Origin of the sequence: Brachybacterium sp. YJGR34 (genome assembly GCF_003347015.1) — a bacterium.
Lineage (GTDB): Bacteria > Actinomycetota > Actinomycetes > Actinomycetales > Dermabacteraceae > Brachybacterium.
This window is the reverse complement of the sequence record NZ_PNFB01000004.1, coordinates 156,291-172,956: the sequence shown is the minus strand read 5'-3', so window position 1 is coordinate 172,956 and position 16,666 is coordinate 156,291. Positions and strand designations below refer to the sequence as shown.

13 protein-coding genes and 1 pseudogene are annotated in these 16,666 nt (G+C 70.0%); 7 read left to right on the top strand and 7 right to left on the bottom strand.

Annotated features, from left to right (window positions below):
* Nucleotides 1–66 precede the first annotated feature (66 nt).
* Together CXH06_RS05825 and CXH06_RS05820 are read right to left on the bottom strand one after the other, a co-directional pair.
* Nucleotides 67–1,452, bottom strand: a complete 1,386-nt coding sequence (locus CXH06_RS05825) for a sugar porter family MFS transporter (protein WP_157975624.1) — start codon at nucleotides 1,450–1,452, stop codon at nucleotides 67–69.
* A 1-nt stretch (nucleotide 1,453) separates the two neighbouring features.
* Nucleotides 1,454–2,308 (bottom strand): phytanoyl-CoA dioxygenase family protein, encoded by an 855-nt coding sequence (locus tag CXH06_RS05820; protein ID WP_198684019.1) that lies wholly within the window; start codon nucleotides 2,306–2,308, stop codon nucleotides 1,454–1,456.
* 143 nt (nucleotides 2,309–2,451) lie between these two features.
* Between CXH06_RS05820 and CXH06_RS05815 the strand changes: the two genes are divergently transcribed.
* Together CXH06_RS05815 and CXH06_RS05810 are read left to right on the top strand one after the other, a co-directional pair.
* Complete coding sequence (locus tag CXH06_RS05815) at nucleotides 2,452–3,462, top strand: LacI family DNA-binding transcriptional regulator (RefSeq protein ID WP_114854214.1); 1,011 nt, start codon at nucleotides 2,452–2,454, stop codon at nucleotides 3,460–3,462.
* A gap of 36 nt (nucleotides 3,463–3,498) precedes the next feature.
* Nucleotides 3,499–4,575: a Gfo/Idh/MocA family oxidoreductase gene (locus CXH06_RS05810; protein WP_114854213.1), complete on the top strand. Its 1,077-nt coding sequence runs from the start codon at nucleotides 3,499–3,501 to the stop codon at nucleotides 4,573–4,575.
* Between the two features lie 8 nt (nucleotides 4,576–4,583).
* On the opposite strand, the gene CXH06_RS05805 is transcribed toward CXH06_RS05810, so the two are convergent.
* A complete protein-coding gene (locus CXH06_RS05805) occupies nucleotides 4,584–4,919 on the bottom strand; it encodes a hypothetical protein (protein ID WP_114854212.1) in 336 nt (111 codons plus the stop codon).
* Nucleotides 4,916–6,100 (bottom strand): ATP/GTP-binding protein, encoded by a 1,185-nt coding sequence (locus tag CXH06_RS05800; RefSeq protein WP_232820217.1) that lies wholly within the window; start codon nucleotides 6,098–6,100, stop codon nucleotides 4,916–4,918. Before CXH06_RS05800 ends, CXH06_RS05805 begins: the two co-directional genes overlap by 4 nt.
* A 103-nt stretch (nucleotides 6,101–6,203) precedes the next feature.
* Here CXH06_RS05800 and CXH06_RS05795 point away from each other — a divergent pair, with 103 nt between their 5' ends.
* Entirely contained in the window at nucleotides 6,204–7,856 is a 1,653-nt protein-coding gene (locus CXH06_RS05795) for a hypothetical protein (protein WP_114854210.1), read from the top strand.
* Nucleotides 7,857–7,932: 76 nt separating this feature from the next.
* Here CXH06_RS05795 and CXH06_RS05790 read toward each other — a convergent pair whose 3' ends face one another.
* Both CXH06_RS05790 and CXH06_RS18790 read right to left on the bottom strand, forming a co-directional pair.
* The gene (locus CXH06_RS05790) at nucleotides 7,933–9,465 is read right to left on the bottom strand and encodes a LacI family DNA-binding transcriptional regulator (protein ID WP_232820216.1); all 1,533 of its coding nucleotides are present in this window, start codon (nucleotides 9,463–9,465) and stop codon (nucleotides 7,933–7,935) included.
* 24 nt (nucleotides 9,466–9,489) lie between these two features.
* Nucleotides 9,490–9,867: pseudogene (locus CXH06_RS18790) on the bottom strand (helix-turn-helix domain-containing protein); the annotation flags it as partial.
* A 202-nt stretch (nucleotides 9,868–10,069) separates the two neighbouring features.
* Between CXH06_RS18790 and CXH06_RS05785 the strand changes: the two are divergent.
* The 4 genes from CXH06_RS05785 (at nucleotide 10,070) to CXH06_RS05770 (ending at nucleotide 14,918) form a co-directional block, all read left to right on the top strand.
* Nucleotides 10,070–11,530, top strand: a complete 1,461-nt coding sequence (locus tag CXH06_RS05785; RefSeq protein WP_114854208.1) for an ABC transporter substrate-binding protein — start codon at nucleotides 10,070–10,072, stop codon at nucleotides 11,528–11,530.
* Between the two features lie 147 nt (nucleotides 11,531–11,677).
* Nucleotides 11,678–12,523 carry a carbohydrate ABC transporter permease gene (locus tag CXH06_RS05780; RefSeq protein ID WP_232820215.1) on the top strand — a complete coding sequence of 282 codons (846 nt, stop codon included), beginning with the start codon at nucleotides 11,678–11,680 and terminating at the stop codon, nucleotides 12,521–12,523.
* Nucleotides 12,520–13,410, top strand: a complete 891-nt coding sequence (locus CXH06_RS05775) for a carbohydrate ABC transporter permease (protein ID WP_114854206.1) — start codon at nucleotides 12,520–12,522, stop codon at nucleotides 13,408–13,410. The genes CXH06_RS05780 and CXH06_RS05775 overlap by 4 nt, the downstream gene beginning before the upstream one ends.
* Nucleotides 13,411–13,484: 74 nt before the next feature.
* Entirely contained in the window at nucleotides 13,485–14,918 is a 1,434-nt protein-coding gene (locus CXH06_RS05770; RefSeq protein WP_114854205.1) for a sulfatase-like hydrolase/transferase, read from the top strand.
* A gap of 452 nt (nucleotides 14,919–15,370) precedes the next feature.
* Here CXH06_RS05770 and CXH06_RS05765 read toward each other — a convergent pair whose 3' ends face one another.
* Entirely contained in the window at nucleotides 15,371–16,405 is a 1,035-nt protein-coding gene (locus CXH06_RS05765) for a hypothetical protein (protein WP_232820214.1), read from the bottom strand.
* Nucleotides 16,406–16,666: the final 261 nt, after the last annotated feature.

Below are 16,666 nucleotides of genomic sequence, written 5' to 3'. Positions count from 1 at the left end.
CCCCCCGACGCACCTCGCCCCGGACCGGGAGGACCGGTCCGGGGCGAGGAGCACTCCGGGAGCTGCTCAGGATCTCGTTCCGGCGAGCGCCCGGCGGAACGGCTCCGGGGTGTGCAGCGCGTTCTCGATCTCCTCGAGGGAGCGTCCCTTCGTCTCCGGGACCTTCCGCGCCACGAAGACGATGCACAGGACGTTCATCAGCGCGTAGAGGGCGAACGTCCCCGACTGGCCGATGAGCCTGATGGCGGTCAGCGCCGTCGCCGCGATCAGCAGGTCGAAGGCCCACAGGCTGAGGGTCGAGAGGCTGACGCCCGGCCCGCGGATGGACAGGGGAAGGATCTCGGGTCCGATGAGCCACACCACGGCCTGCATGCCGATGCCGTTGAACAGGATGTAGGCGAACAGGGATCCGATCACCACCCACTGCTGGAGGTCCGTGCTGGGGATGTCGATGAACACCACGGAGAGAACGGCCATCGCCAGGGCCGATCCGGGGAGGAACCACAGCATGGTGCGACGTCGGCCGATCTTGTCGACGGCGATCGCGCCGACGACTCCGGCGATCACGAGCATCACGCCGATCCCCACCCCGGTCAGCAGCGCCACCGAGTCGCCGAATCCCGCATCGGCCAGGATCGTCGGCGCGTAGTAGACGATCGCGTTGATCCCGGTCAGCTGTGAGAACGCCGCGATGCCGATCGCGATGAACAGGGCGGGGCGCACCCAGCGCTGCCCCAGGGAGCGCCACGGCGAGGCCACCGTCCCGGAGGAGGTGGCCACGGCGGCGATCCCCTCGGCCTCGGCCTCGATGTCCGCTCCGTGAGGGCGCAGCCGCCGCAGGGTGCGCAGCGCCTCGTCCCGGCGGCCCCTCTCGATCAGCCAGCGCGGGCTCTCGGGGAGGAAGACCATGCCGATGGCCAGGACCACCGCGGGGATGACGGCGAGGAAGAACATCAGCCGCCACCCGCCGGCCTCGGCGAGGACCAGCCCGCAGACGAAGGAGATCAGCTGCCCGATGGCCACCATGAGCTGGAACGCCACCATGAGGCGTCCGCGGATCACCGGCGGGGAGAGCTCGGCGATGTAGACCGGGACCATGCTCGACGCCCCGCCGACGGCCAGCCCCAGGACGAAACGGGAGGCGATGAGCACGGCGACGTTCGGGGACAGGGCGGCCGCGATCGCCCCGAGACCGAAGACGACCGCGACCCCGGTGACCACCGAGCGCCTCCCGTACCGCACGGCCAGGCGGCCGGCGATGAGGGCACCGACCATCGCCCCCAGCAGGATCACGCTCACCACGATCTCCTGCTCGCGGGAGGAGAGATCCAGGTCCTCGCGCAGCTGGAGGAGGGCGCCGGCGATGATGCCGGTGTCGTACCCGAACAGCAGTCCGCCGAGGGCCGCGACCCCGGCGACGGCGTAGACGAGCCGCGGGGTGCGGGCGCTCACCTCACGCATCACCCATGACCAGGCCCTCGATGGTGTGCTTCTGGGTGATCGGCGTCAGCTCGTCGACCACGGGGCAGTCCAGGTGCGCGCGGACCCGCTCGGGCAGCGCCTCCCAGTAGCCGCGGGTGACGGCGAGGTCGTGCTGCTCCGCGTTGTCCGCCTCCGGGCCGTCCATCCCCAGGACGAGGACCGGCCGGGAGGCCTGCGAGTGGTTGATCGTCCCCCGATGGATCGTCAGGGCCGAGCGGGCGGAGATGTCGCCGCGCTGGGGATACTTGCGCACCGCCCGCTCCTCGTAGCGGCCGAAGGTCTCCCGTGCCGGGAACATCTCGTGCTTGAAGTCCTCGCCGGTCTCGAACTGGGTGCCGAGGGCGACCTCGAAGGGGCCCATGTCCTCGCCGGTGTCGACGCCGGTGAGGTTGAAGGCGAGGGAGGTCAGGCGCTTCTCGGTGCGGGTCTCCTCGGGGCTCGGGAAGTCCCGGTGCCAGGGCTGGTTGACAGCGCCGGCGAAGGGGATGTCGAAGCCGAGCTCGACGATCTTGTACTCGGGGCCCAGGACGGCGGTCGCCACCGATCGGACCCAGGGGTGGTCGACCAGGTCGACGAAGCCGCGCATCTGCTCGGGGTGGATCTCGACGTAGTAGCGGTTCGGGCCGCGGCCCACGGCGCCGTCCTGACGGGACCGGGCCTCCTCGAAGGCGGTCTCGATGTCCTCCCGCATCTCATCGGCCCATGCGGTGGTGAAGGCGCCCTTCCGGGCGGTGATCCCGTCGGTGTAGAGACGATCGACGTCGTCCGTGACGTCGACGTCCAGGGCGTTCGGGGTGATGCCGGGGTAGGCATGCGCAGTCATCATGTGCTCCTTCGCGAGATGTGCGGGCGGCAGGCCGGCCGTGCGCCGGCCTGTGGCGCGGCCCACTATTGCATCGCGGAATGCCACGTGGCAACCCGAGTGGGAGGAGACGGATCACCCCAGGCAGACCGTGCGAAGATGGCCCGATGGGCGTACGGATGAAGGACGTGGCGGATCGCGCCGGGGTCTCCCCGCGCACGGTCTCCAACGTCGTGAGCGGATCCGCCGCCGTCGCGCAGGCGACCCGGCAGCGCGTCGAGGCCGCCATCGCCGAGCTGGGGTACCGCCCGAACCTCGCCGCCCGCAGCCTGCGCGCCGGCCACACCGGGATGATCGGCCTGGCGATCCCCGAGCTCACCTCCCCCTACTTCGCCGAGATCGCGGCGCTGCTGGTCGAGGGCGCCCGGCGCCGCGGCTGGACCGTGGTCATCGAGCAGACCCACGGGGACCCCGAGGCCGAGCGCCGCCTCCTCCGCGGCGGCGAGCGGGTGGTGGACGGACTCATCATCAGCCCCTGGGCCCTGGCGCCCTCCGAGCTGGCCGCGAGCTCCTCCAGCGCCCGGCCCGTCCCCCTCGTGCTGCTCGGGGAGCGCAGCCCCGACGACCGCATGGACCGGGTGGCCATCGACAACGTCGCCGCAGCGGACGATGCCGTCACCCACCTCCTGGCTCGCGGAGCCCGCCGGGTCGCTGTGATCGGCCTCCAGCCCCACCTCGAGAACAGGACCGCCCAGCTGCGGACCGAGGGATACCGCCGGGCCCTGCACCGCGCCGGACTGACCCCGCAGGAGTCCGCCCAGATCCCCGTGACCGAGCTCCACCGCCGGGACGGCGCCCAGGCCATGTCCGAGCTCCTGGACCGCTCCCCCGCCCCGGACGCCGTCTTCGCCTTCAGCGACGAGCTCGCCCTCGGGGCGATGAGCACCGCCCGCGAGCGCGGACTGCGCATCCCGGAGGACCTCCTGGTGATGGGGATCGACGATATCGAGGACGGCGCCTTCTCCGGTCCCGGCCTCACGACGATCGCCCCCGACAAGCAGCAGATCGCCGACCGCGCGCTGCAGTGCCTCGCCGACCGGATCTACAGCCCCGGCAACTCCGTCCCCCCGCAGGACCTCGTGATCCCCCACGCACTGGTGCGGCGCGGCAGCGCCTGAACCGCACCGATCCACCACTCATCGAAGGAGCGCCCCATGAACCAGTCCACTCGCCCGTCCCCGCTGCGCACCGCGATCCTCGGCTACGGCGTCGCGGGCCGCTACTTCCACGGGGCGTTCCTCGGCGTCGACCCGGACTACGAGGTCACGCTGATCGCGACCGCGAATCCGGAGCGCGCCGCGCAGGCCCGCGCGGAGCATCCCGGGGTGCAGATCCTCGAGGACCCGCAGAAGATCGCCGAGCACGCCGAGGACCTCGACCTCGTCGTCGTGGCCACCCCGCCCGCCTCCCACGTCGAGCTCGCCCAGAGCGCGCTGCGCGCGGGGCTGGACGTGGTGGTGGACAAGCCCTTCGCCCCCAGCAGCGCCGAGGGCGCCGCGCTGATCGCGGAGGCCGCATCCCGGGGCCGGCGCCTCACGGTGTTCCAGAACCGCCGCTACGACGCGGACTTCCTGACCCTGAAGCAGCTGATCGACGGCGGAGAGCTGGGGCGGGTGCACACCCTGGAATCCCGCTTCGAGTGGTGGAAGCCCGCCGGCGAGCGCGCCTGGAAGGCCGCCACCCCGGTCGACGCCGGCGGTGGCATCCTCTACGACCTGGGACCGCACCTCATCGACCAGGCGATCCAGCTGCTGGGTCCGGTCACCTCCTGCACCGCCTCGCTGCGTCGGATCTCCCTGGCAGATGACGCTCCGGCCGACGACCCGCAGGCCCCGGAGAACACCGCCCACCTCCTGCTCACCCACGCCTCGGGCGTCGAGTCGCGCCTGACGATGTCGAGCCTGTCCGCCCTCGAGGGGCCGCGCTTCCTGGCCCTGGGCACCGAGGGCGCCTGGCGCACCGCGGGCAAGGACCCGCAGGAGGCGGCGCTGCGCGCGGGCACCCGCCCGGACGCTCCCGGCTTCGGCCGGGAGAGCGTGGAGCAGGCCGGGGAGCTGAGCCGCGGCGAGGGTGTCACGGCCACGCCGCCCGGCACCGGCGACTACGGCCGCTTCTACCGCGAACTCGCCGTGGCCCTGCGCACCGGCGGCACCGTGCCCGTGGATCCGCAGGACAGCGTCGAGGTGCTGCGGCTCATCGAGGTCGCGCACCGCGACGCCCGGACCGCCTGAGGGGCCGTCTACCCCTGCGGATCCTCCGCGTCCCAGACCGCCGCGTACTCCTCGGCGACGACGGGCCAGATCCGGTCCTTCCCCGCCTGCAGCGAGTCCACCCCCGCGGCCAGCGGGCCCAGCAGCACGAACTCGTGGGGGATCACGCGCCCGGCCTCGTCGCGCCGGCCTTCGGGATCCGGGAACCGCAGGGCCACGCGGCCGGCGGAGGACCAGCAGCCTTCGCGCTCGTCCTCGTGGCCGCGGAAGGCCGCGTCGTAGGTGAGCAGCGGGTCGCCGCCCTCGCCGCGGCGGAGGAAGCGGAATCCCCAGGTGCGGCCTCGCGTGGCCCAGAGGAAGCTCACTTCCTGCTCCTCAGCAGGACGTGGTCCCGCTCGCCCTTCTCGAGCTGCATCCTGAATCCGGTGAGGATCGCCGCGAGGTACTCCTTGTTCGCGACGGCCTTGGCGTGCAACTTGGCCAGCTCCTCGCCGACGGTGGTGGCGGCGGCGTCGATCGTCTTCCGGGGGACGACGGCCTGCAGCCCGGCGATCGCCACCGGCACCAGGGCGAGCACCCCCGGCAGCTTCACCTTCTTCCCCAGCAGTGCGAGCGCCATGGCCCCGGCGCCGATGGCCGCGGAGTTCTCCAGGATCTTCTGGGCGACCTTCGTGGGGATCTCCTTCTTCTTCGCCCAGGCCACGTGCCGCTCGAAGGGCATCACGGCAGCGATCGGCAGCATGAGGTCCACCCCGATGCGCCGCTGCAGGTCGATCGTCTGCGGTTCGAAGGTGGCGGAGGAGAGCAGCATGAAGTCCTCGCCCACCGAGAGCGCGGCCCCGCCCTGGACCATGCCCTGAATCGTCTCCCGCAGCTGCCCCAGCTCCTCGGCGGACTTCTCGAGGACCATCGACTTCAGGTCCTCCACGGTCATCTCGAGCAGGACGTCGGCCTTGGAGAGCGCCACGATCCAGATCCGCGGGAACTGGACCAGCGGCTTGCCGCCCTCGAGGAGGTCGCCGCGCAGCCGAAGCAGGCCGTGGCGCAGGGAGTGGAAGAGCTCCTTGAGGTAGCGCTCCTCCTGCCCGGCGTTGGCGGCCACCTTCTCCCCGTCGACCATGATCAGCGCGACGTCGGAGACCAGGAGGTCCTGGAACGCCTGGACGCGTCGGCGCTCCTCCTCGGCGCCGCTGACCGACGCCTCGAACCACTCCCCGGGGTAGTCGTGCCAGACGATTCGGATGGCGTCGAAGGGCGCCTTCTTCTGCGTCGCGGGGTCCAGGTAGCCCTTCGGGTTGAGGGAGAACCGGAAGGTCTCCGCCGCGAACCGCGTGGCCGAGGGAACCTCGTGGGCCTTCGCCATGCGGTAGTAGTTCTTCAGCAGCCGGTCGCCCTGGCCGGTGTCATCGGCGACCACGTCGTAGAGCTCACTGCCGTCGAAGGCTCCCTGGAGCCCGCCGTAGAACGAGGACAGCAGCACGGTCTTCCCGCTGCCGCTCTGCCCGAACACGGCGATGTGCTGCTCGAGCTTCCTGATGTTCGCCATGTCCGGAGTGTAGCGACGCGGGTCCTGGGCCTTCCGAACCCGGCTCCGCACCCCGCCCCACCTGTGGGATCCTCACGGGGTCTGCACGGGAAGGGAGGGTCCGATGACGCAGCGTCGCTGGCTGATGGCGGGAGCCGGGGCCCTCGTGCTGGCGCTCCTGGTGACCGTCGGGATCCTCGCCCTGCGGCCGGACGGGCAGGATCCGGACCGCGCCGCTCCCCCGATCCCGGATGCGGAGCGACTGTTCCTGCCCGGTTACGACGACTCCCCCGGTGACTTCACGATGACCCCGGTCACCGAGGCGGAGGGCCCGGCGATCACGGTGGACCTCGCGCTGCCCGAGGGCGCCGCGCACCGGGAGCACGTGGTGGGGCTGAGCTTCGATGCCCGCGATCTCGACAATCCGATGTGGAGCTCGTCGGACTCGAACCTCGCCCTGACCCTCGACGCGCTCGAGGAGCCGGCGCTGCGCTTCGGCGGCAACGGCATCGACCGTTCGGTGTGGTGGACCTCGGCCGAGGAGCCCGCGCCGGACTGGGCGGAGGTGACGCTCACGCCGGAGGACCTGCAGCGGGTGGCCTCCGTCGCCGAGCAGGTCGATGCGCAGGTCACGATCGATCTGGACCTCGGGCACGACGACCCCGAGCGCGCCGCGGACATGGCCGCCCACGCGCAGGAGGCCTTCGGGGACCAGTTGCTCGCGGTCGCGATCGGCAATGAGCCCAACGGCTTCTTCCACGACAACCAGCCCCAGCTCGCGGTGCGGGACGAGAGCTGGACCCCGCAGGAGTACCAGCGCTCGCTGCGGGAGTACTCCGCGGCGCTCGAGCAGGCCGCGCCGGGGATCCCGGTCGCCGGCCCCGGCGCGTACGACGCGCAGTGGTGGCGGGCCTTCGCCACCTCCGACATCCCGCATCAGGAGGCGCTGAGCCTGCACTGGTATCCGCTGTGGGAGTGCCAGGGACCGGACACCTCGGACGCGAATCCCTCCATCGAGGACCTCACCTCCCCCGTCCAGCGGGAGCGGGCCGCGGCGATCGTGGGCCGCGGCGCCGGGGTCGCCGACCGGCACGAGCTGCCGCTGTGGATGGAGGAGACCGGCCCCACCTCCTGCCCCGGCACGAACGACACCTCCCGCACCCACGCCCAGGCCCTGTGGACCGTGGACTACACGATGACCCTCGCGGAGCTGGGCGTCACGCGCACCGCCTTCCACTCCACGCTGCACGCCTGCCGCGGCGGCGCCCCGATGAGCCCGATCTGCGCCACCGGACCGCACGCGGAGCCGGGACAGATCATCCGGGGCCGCTCCAGCTTCCTGGCGCTGATGCTGCTGGACGAGGTTCCCGCCGGCCGCATCCTCTCCACGGAGGTCAGCGGCGACGGCACCACCTCCGTCCACGCCGTGCTGGCCGAGGACGGCGCATTGACCCTGGTGCTCGTGGATCTGCGCGATCCGGCGGATGGCGAGGCGGCAGCCCGGCCGGTCGAGGTCACCGCGCCGGAGGCACTGGGCGCCGTCGCGGCCGACGGCTGGGAGCTGAGCCGAGGCGCCCAGCTGACGGGCGCATCGCTCGAGGCCCAGGAGAGCTCCGCGGCCGGCCTCGCTCCCGTCGCAGGTGAGCTCGCCGGCGCTCGGCTCGCGCTCGAGGAGCCGCTGACCCTCACGAGCGATCCGGGGACCGTGACGGTGCTCGAGCTCGCGGCGACGGAGGGCGGGGCGTCCGACGGGGGCGGTGGAACCAGCGCCAGGTAGCGAGCCACCTGGCGGCCTCAGCCCCGAGCTCGACCTGCTCCGACGCCATCGGTGACCTCGAGTCCTGCGGAGGTCCTCAGGTGGTGGAGCCGCGTACCACCAGCCGGTGGGGAGCGATGGTCTCCGTCGGCGACCTGCCGGCACTGCCTCGTTCCGGATGGTCGGTGACCAGGGAGACCGCTGTGCGGGCGATGACGTCGAAGGCCGGAGCGATCGAGGTGAGGCCCGGGGTGGAGTACGCGGCGTCGGCGGAGTTGTCGAACCCGAGGACGGCGACGTCCTCGGGGATCCTGACGCCGCGTGCCAGCAGGGCGTGCTGCGCACCGAGTGCGAGTTCGTCGTTGAAGCCGATGACGGCATCGAATGCTGCGCCGCGATCCAGCAGCTCGAGCACGGCCCGCACTCCTTCGTCCCGGCGCCATATCGCGGTCGGGAGCATCAGCGCCGGGTCGAGGTCCACCCCGTGACCGTCGGCCGAGGCGCGGCAGCCGCGGATCCGCGCCTCGGCCACCGCGCGCGGTGCGATGCCCAGCAGAACCACGCGGCGACGGCCGATGTCGAGTAGGTGGTCCATAGCGGTGGTCGAGGCCGCGGTGTTGTCGATCGTGATCTGATCGGCGCCTATGTCGTGGACCGCCTCGCCGAGGACCACGAGGGGGCCGGTGGTCGTCAGGCGGCTCAGGGTGTCGTGGCTCAGCGCTTGGGCCGCGATGATCAACCCGTCCGCCCGGCGCCGTGCGCTGTCGATGACGCGCATCTCCCGCTCCAGGTCGCCCCGTGTGGTCTGCACGAGCACGCTGAGCTGATGCCGCTCGGCCTCGTCGATAATCTGCTCGGCCAGTTCCGCGTAGTAGCTCAGGCGAAGCTCCGGGACCGCGAGCACCACCGCGCCGTGGCGCCCTGTGCGCAGCTGGCGGGCGGCGGTGTTCACCTGGTAGCCCAGGTCCTGGACGGCCTGGTCGATACGGTGCCGCGTCTCCGGGGCGACGGGCTTGGCGCCGGTGAGCGCATTGGAGACGGTCTTCACCGACACTCCGGACGTCACAGCGACGTCCCGCATGGTCACGCGGGAGGCCCCTGCAAGGGGCATGGTCCCGTCGTACCAGGTGACAGGCTCCCGGGAGGGCGCCGGGGCCCGCAGGGCATCACGAACGCCGCGCAGCCCCTCGGCATCGCCGGCGACCGCTGCGGCCACCGCGAGCGCCTCGACCATCCGCGTCCAGGCGGAGAAGGTGTCCACCGTGGCCACGCCCTCGAGCTGGGGATGGCCGGCTCCAGTGGCGATCACGAGCGCCCCGCGCTCACGAGCCCGCTCGAGGAAGCCTTCGAGGTCCTCGGTGCTCGGACGGGGGCCCCGGGTGCGTCCGGAAGGGCCGACAACTGACGCGAGTTCAACGGCGACCTCGCGCGCGGCCTCCATCCCGGAGCGTCCGCGTCCCTGACGGGTGACCGTCTGCGCCGACGCCTGCCCGCCCGTCCCGCGCTCCGCCTCGACGAAGGCCGCGAGCCCGATGGGCGGGGCAAGGAGCAGTCCCACCACGCGCCCCGGGCGGAGGATCGTCGCCGGCCGGGTGCCGAGCTCGAGCGCACCGGCCTCTGCAGGAGCCACGGCATATCGAGTCCAAGCTCGCGCCACCGTCGCAGAGCTGATCTCCAGTGCCGCCGCGAGCGTGCGCGTGCTCCACCGCCCGCTCGGCGCCTCCGCCGGGGTCGGCGCTCGCAGGGCGCGGGCCACGATCTCCGCCGGGCTCTGCACAGGGGGCCGGCCCGGACGCGCATGGCCGCGGAGCCCGTCGACGCCCTCCGCGCCGTAGCGCCCACGCCATCGCAGAACGCTCTGTCGCGAGGCTCCGAGGCGCTCGGCGATCTCGGTGTTAGAGAGGCCTTCGGCTGCGGCGAGGAGGATCTGCGCCCGTCGTGCAGCCGCCGGGTCGGCACCCTCGGCGACCGCTTCAAGCACCTCCCGGTCCCCCGCGCGCAGTCTCAGCGGAGCCGCAGGTGATCTCCCCATGACATCCCCTTCCGTCCTCGTCGGGCGGCACCTAACGTATCACTTCTTCTGTCGCGATCTATCGGGACCTTCCAGTGGAAGAAGTGACTCAAACGGGACCTTGACGTGCAGATTTGTTGTTCCGTCAGGCGTTGACACCCTCGCATGAGAGGTCTAGCGTCACGCGCAGTACAACGTCGTACCGCGACCTCAGGAGCTCCTCATGGCCACCATCGACCGCCGCCGATTGCTCGCCCTCGCCGTCCTCGCCCCCACCACAGCAGCGACCGCCGCCGCCTGCTCCCGCTCCTCGGCGCCCGAGACCGGCGGGGGTGACTCCGGGACCGCGGGGGTGACCTGGTGGGATCACTTCGATCCGCTGGAGAACGCTCTGACGGGTCTGTTCGACGCCTTCGCCGCGGAGGGCGGAGCGGCGGTCGAGCGGACCGTCTACAACCCCAACGACATGGGCCAGGCGCTCCAGCTCGCCCAGACCAGCAGCCAGCTGCCGGACGTGTTCACCAATCTCTTCGGGGTTCCGTCCACCTCTTTGGTGGCTGACGGGACCGTCGGCCCCGTCGAGCTGGACGACGAGGCGCAGCAGGCCGTCGCCGACGTGCTGTTCGAAGGGATCCACCTCTTCGACGGGAAGGTGCATTCCGTCCCGATATTCAGCCACCAGCAGCATTCGACGCTGACCTGGATGAACCGCGAGATGGTCGAGGCCGCAGGCCATGACCCGGATGTCAGGGCGCTGAGCTGGGACGAGTTCCGCTCCCTCTGCGCCGATCTGGCCTCGTCCGGGACGGCGCTCCCGTGGGTCACGAACCTCGCCTTCTCCGACCGCATGGGCGAGCATCTGACGGACCTGGCCCAGGCCGCCGGTCAGGCGCTGGTGTACAGCGCCGGCATCTCCGGCGCCACCGATCCCGCCACCGGCGACTACGTCTTCCATGCCGATGCCTTCGTCGACTCCCTGGAGTTCTTGAAGTCCCTGATCTCCGACGGCTACATGCTTCCTGCCTCCACCTCTCTGGACGCGCGGGAGGCGCGTGTGCGCTGGGCATCAGGGGACGCCGCGATCTTCCTGGACGGCCCGTGGAACGCCGGGGTCGTCGCCGGCCAGTTCGAGGACTTCCTGCCGAATCTCGCGGTGGCGAACCTGCCCTCACCCGATGGTGAGGGCGTGACCGCCCGGGGACCGGCCGAGGGTCAGTTCTGGTGGAACGCCGCCTCCGACCAGGCCGATGCCGTCGGCGAACTGTTCTCCCTGCTCACACGCCCGGACTTCAGCGCGGCGCTCGCAGCGAACATGGACCAGCCTCCTGCCGATCTCGATGCCGTGAGCTCCGCTGACGTCGCGGATTCCTACGCGACGGCGATCGACATCTTCCGCGAGAACTGCTTCCTCGCTCCCAGCCCGGTGGCCCGCAACGCGGCCGTGGGCACCGTCATCGCCCGGATGGACGAGGTGCGGCCGAACCTGGGAGAGATCGCCCAGGGCTATCTGGGGGGCGACCTCGACGATGCCCGTTCTGCGCTGAAGACCTACTCGGACGCCCTCACCGAGGAGCGGCAGAACGCGATCGACGCCGTCGCTGCCGAGGGCACCGAGGTCTCCCTCGCGGACTGGGTTTTCGAGGACTACCGCCTGGGCGACGACTACGACGCGACGAAGTACTGAGGAGGAACCGAGATGACGGAGGCTCTCGCGAGCACGCCGGCACCGGAGCGGTCCGCCCCGCCTCCGGTGCCCAGGAGCCGTCCCGGGGGCCGTCGTCCGGGAGGCCGCCGCTCCACGCTATGGATCGCCCTGTTCCTGGCGCCCACGTTGATCCTATTCACGCTGTACACGGTCTGGCCGAGCCTGTCGAGCCTGTACTACTCGATGCTCGAGTGGCGCGGCCTGGGGCAGGACCGCAGCTTCACCGGCCTGGCAAACTTCGCTCGGCTGCTGACCGATGACCTGTTCTGGGCCTCGCTCGGCATCACCCTGCTCATCATCGTGGTCACGGTGCCGATCCGTGTGGGCGCCTCACTCCTGCTCGCCATCATGCTCAACGACCCGCGTCTGCCCTTCGCCGGCCTGTTGCGCACGGCGTTCTTCGTCCCCGTGGTGGCGACCACCGCGATCGTGGGGATCCTCATGGGGTTCGTGCTCGATCCCTCCAGCGGGCCGGTCAATGCTCTGCGGGAGCTCGTGGGGCTCGCCCCCATCGACTTCCTGGGCAGCTCCGACACCGCGCTCGGCAGCGTCATGGCGGTGCACGTGTGGAAGTGGCTGGGCGTGACCCTGATCTACTGGCTGGCCGCTCTGCAGACCGTGCCCCGCGAGCTGCTGGAGGCCGCGGAGATCGACGGAGCGAGCTCCTGGCAGCGGCTGCGGCACGTCACCCTGCCGCTGCTCACGCCCTTCACCATCATCATCACCGTGCTGACGGTGGTGGAGACGATGCAGATCTTCGATCTGGTGGTCACGATGACCGGAGGCGGACCCTACTTCTCGACGATGGTCACCGAGGTCTACATCTACGACACCGCCTTCGGCGAGGGCCGCCCGGACCTCGGGTACGCCTCGGCGATCGGCGTCGCCTTCGGGGTGATCACCGTCCTGCTCATCGCCCTGCTGACCGGCCTGATGTCCCTGGCCCGGCGGCGACAGGAGGGCCACCAATGACCGCCGCCGCCCCCGCTCGCGCCGCCGGCGAGCGTCCCGCTGCGGTAAAGAGCCGGCGCATCCCCCGCCGCATCCTGCGCTGGATCCAGACCATCGTGCTGGCCGCAATCGGCCTGATCTGGCTGTATCCGCTCCTCTGGGTGCTCTCCGCCTCGTTCAAGGACTCCCTGGAGATCTTCGCCAGCGGCCTGAACCTGGTCCCCGAGACCTGGCACCCGGAAAACTATGCGGTCGCCTGGTCCGAGGCCGGTTTCTCCCAGTACATGCTCAACTCCGTGGTGATCACAACGGCGAGCATTGTGCTGGTCGTGGTGCGCTGCGCCACGGCGGGCTACGTGCTGGCCCGCTTCCACTTCCGGGGACGCCGGGTCATCGTGGCGGTCCTGGTGGCGACCATGTTCATCCCCACCGGCCTGTTCATCGTGCCGGTCGTGGAGCTCAGCGACCTGATGGGGCTGCTGAACACCCGCACCGGCCTGGTGCTCGCCATGGCCGGCGGCGGCAACGTCGCCGCGGTGCTGCTGTACATGGGCTTCTTCTCCCGGATCCCGAAGGAGCTGGAGGAGGCCGCGGTGATCGACGGCGCCGGCTTCCTGCGCACGTTCTTCCGGGTGATGCTGCCGCTGTCGGGGCCGGTCACCGCCACCGTGGTGGTTCTGACCTTCCTGGGCACCTGGAACAACTTCTTTCTGCCCCTGGTGTTCACCTTCTCCACGCCCGAGAACCGCACCCTGGCCGTGGGCATGCTCGCCTTCCAGGGGACCAACTCCACGGACTGGGCGGGGCTGGCCGCGGCGGCCTCGATCTCCCTGATCCCCATCCTCGTGCTGTTCCTGCTGCTCCAGCGCCACTTCGTCGAAGGGATCGCCGGTGCCGTGAAGAGCTGAGCGCTGGTCCCGCCTCCAGCAGTCACCGTGCGCGACACTGCGCGCATTCCCCGCCAGTCCGGAAGTGAGAACCCATGTCCCGCCCGAACATCCTTCTGATCAGCACGGACCAGCAGCGCTACGACGCTCTCGGTGCCGCCGGCAACCCCCATATTTACACCCCGCATCTGGACCGCCTGGCCGCCCAGGGAACCCGATTCTCGAACTGCTACACGCAGTCCTCGGTCTGCGCTCCCTCCCGCGGCAGCCTCATGACGGGGCAGTACCCGCGCCACCACGGCCTGTGGGCCAACGGCGTGGACATGGACCCGCGCCAGGAGTTGTTCACAAAGGTCCTGACTGATGAGGGCTACGACTGTGGTCTGGCCGGGAAGTTCCACCTCGGCTCCGCTTTCGCCGGGAGGATCGAGCCGAGGCTGGACGACGGCTTCCGCATTTTTCGCTGGGCGCATGACCCGTACGTGCGCTCCCCCGCGAACGAGTACCACAACTGGCTGCGGCGCACCCACCCGGCGCTGTACCGCGAAGCGGTCGTGGACCGCGAGCGCTCCATCGACGCGCTCCCTCAGGAGGCCCACTACAGTCGCTGGATCGCCGAGGAGACCATCGAGTTCCTCGCGCACACCCGCGATCGGGACAAACCGTTCTGCTTCATCGCGAACTTCTTCGATCCCCATCACGGCTTCGAGGCTCCCGAGCGCTTCCGCGCGATGTACGACGCGGAGTCGCTGCCCCGCCCGGTCACGATCGAGGATGAGCTCGCCACGAAGCCGCCGATCTACCGGCAGGAATCGGCGAAGTCGTACGCCGGGCACATGCCGGGCTTCGACGACTACACCGCCGAGGAGGTACAGGAGATCATCGCCCAGTACTACGCGATGGTCTCCCTGGTGGACGAGGAGGTGGGCCGGATTCTCGAGGCCGTGGACCGCGAAGGGCTCGCCGAGGACACGATCGTGGTGTTCACCAGCGACCACGGCGAGATGCTGGGTGATCACCGGATGCTCCTCAAGGGGCCGATGATGTTCGACTGCTCGGTGAGGGTGCCGCTGATCGTGCGCCACCCCGGCCATGTGCCCGCTGGCCATGTGCGCGAGGAGCTAGTGGAGTGGATCGACCTCACCAGCACGTTCCTCGCCGCGGGAGGTTCGCAAGGGCTCTCCCGCGCCCAGGGCCGGGACCTGGCGCCGCTGTGGCGCGGCGAGGACTGGGAAGACCGCGGCTGGGTGCTCTCGGAGTACCGCGACGGCTGCTGGGCTTACGACCCGCCGGTGTTCACTACCATGGTGCGGCGCGGCAGCTGGAAGATCGTGGCCCACCATGGCCGCCCGGCGACCGACCGCGCCCGCACCGGCGAGCTGTACGATCTCGCGGCGGACCCGCAGGAGTTACACAATCTCTGGGATGTACCCGAGCAGCAGGAGCAGCGCGTGGACATGCTGAACTTCCTCCTGGACGTCCTTGTCGCCACCGAGGAGCGCTCTCGCAAGCGCCTTGCGCCGTTCTGAGGTGACGCGATCGCGGACGGCGGGGTGGTGGAAGTATCGGGGGTGTCTGGACCGCGGCGATGGGCGGCGACGGAGATGGGGAGGTACTCGGGCGGGATCTGGGACGGGTCGGGTTGTCAGGTTGCGTGACCGACGATCTGTACTCGTCCTGGCCAGTCGAGGTGCCGTGCCGAAGTCGGTCGCCCTCTTCATCCCGAACGGTTGGAAGATGACCCGGGGCGCGCTGCTGACGAGCGCACCCCTCGAGGCCCGGGAAGACACCGTAGTCGCCCTCGCGCCCGTCGCACGTGAACTCGATCGCGCTCACCCCGGGCCGAACGCTCGCTGAGCGTGACGAGAGGACCGTGACGGTACTGGTGTTCATGGCGGCGACGGCGGGCGGCACGTCCGGCGACGGGAGCGCCGAGTATGTGAAGTGAGGGACGGAGTTGCGGCGCCTGCGATGCCCTCCGCTACATCTCCGCCGCGATCAGCGAGGAGTTGGACTCGTGGACGACGAGGGATGCAGGTCCGGAGTTGATCACCACCACGCTGACGCGCAGTGCGCTGCCACAGGCGGACTCAGGAACGATGGCGGAGTCGTAGAGCTGGAACAGCGCGTGATGCTGGTCCACATCGACGTGCTGAGAGCTCACAACCCTTCGCAACGACTCGCACACAGACCCGTCGGCATTGATGACATCGACCGTGAGCTCGAGATCGAACTCGCTGCCGTCACCGTCGAGATCCTTTCTGGCGCACCACACTTTTCCGTTCTCTCGCGAACCGCCCGTGCCGGTGCACGTGGTCACGTGAAGGGTGGAGAGAACGTCGAGACGGCGGCTGGGGACAGAGTGGAGAGGCACCACCTGGCTGAACGCCGAGCTTCGCTCGCCCGCAGGAACGGTCATGGGAAGCTCCTCCCCCGCCGGAGTCTCGACCGCGTACCCTCCGAGTCGAACAGCGCTCCACTCCGCCTCCAGCTCGATCGTCGTGCCCCGCGCCGCCACCTCCTCAATGGGAGAGCTCGCCAGCACCTGACAGGTCACGACCCCGTCCTCCGACGGCGTGAGGAGCATCTGGTTTGCATAGGTGACGGGCTCTTCAGGAATCAGATTCTCGGTTCCCCCGACACTGCCCGACGCCGCACCAGTACAGCTGAGAGTCACACCTAGGTACATTATGCGACCTGGCTCGCCTTCCGGCTTCACCGTGTCGAGCTCGAAACTCAGCAAATATGAACGACCCGCTTCGACAGAGAAACTCTCTTTCGCCATGTAGACGTACTCCGGCAGAGTCAGCGAACCTACCCCTGTCGCATCCACGACGTGCTGCGGCGCCTGCGATTCCCGGGCGGGACTTTCGGGCTGCGGCGATGCCTCACCACCTCCGTCCGAGCTCTCGCTGACGCCGCTCTCACTGCGCACTTGCACATCGCCCAACCACATCTGCCTCATGACGAGGCCGGTCACGAGGACGAGAAGGATGCAGACTGCAACGGTGGCCATCTGCCCAAGGCGGGAGAAGGGGGCGAGTCGTCCTGGCATCCTGCTCCTTGGGCGCACGGTGAGGGTCACCACCGAGCGTACCTTCGCCAGATACACCACTCCCCCGATGAACGAATGATGTCTGGGTGATGAAATCAACGCAGTATGCGCCGCTAGCGGACTCGACTCAGCGCCGACACGCTCCCTGCATCAACAGGTTCCATGTGTGCGCAGGCTTCGTCCTGGTGCATACTTTACGATTCCGTGACCCTGGCCTGTTGC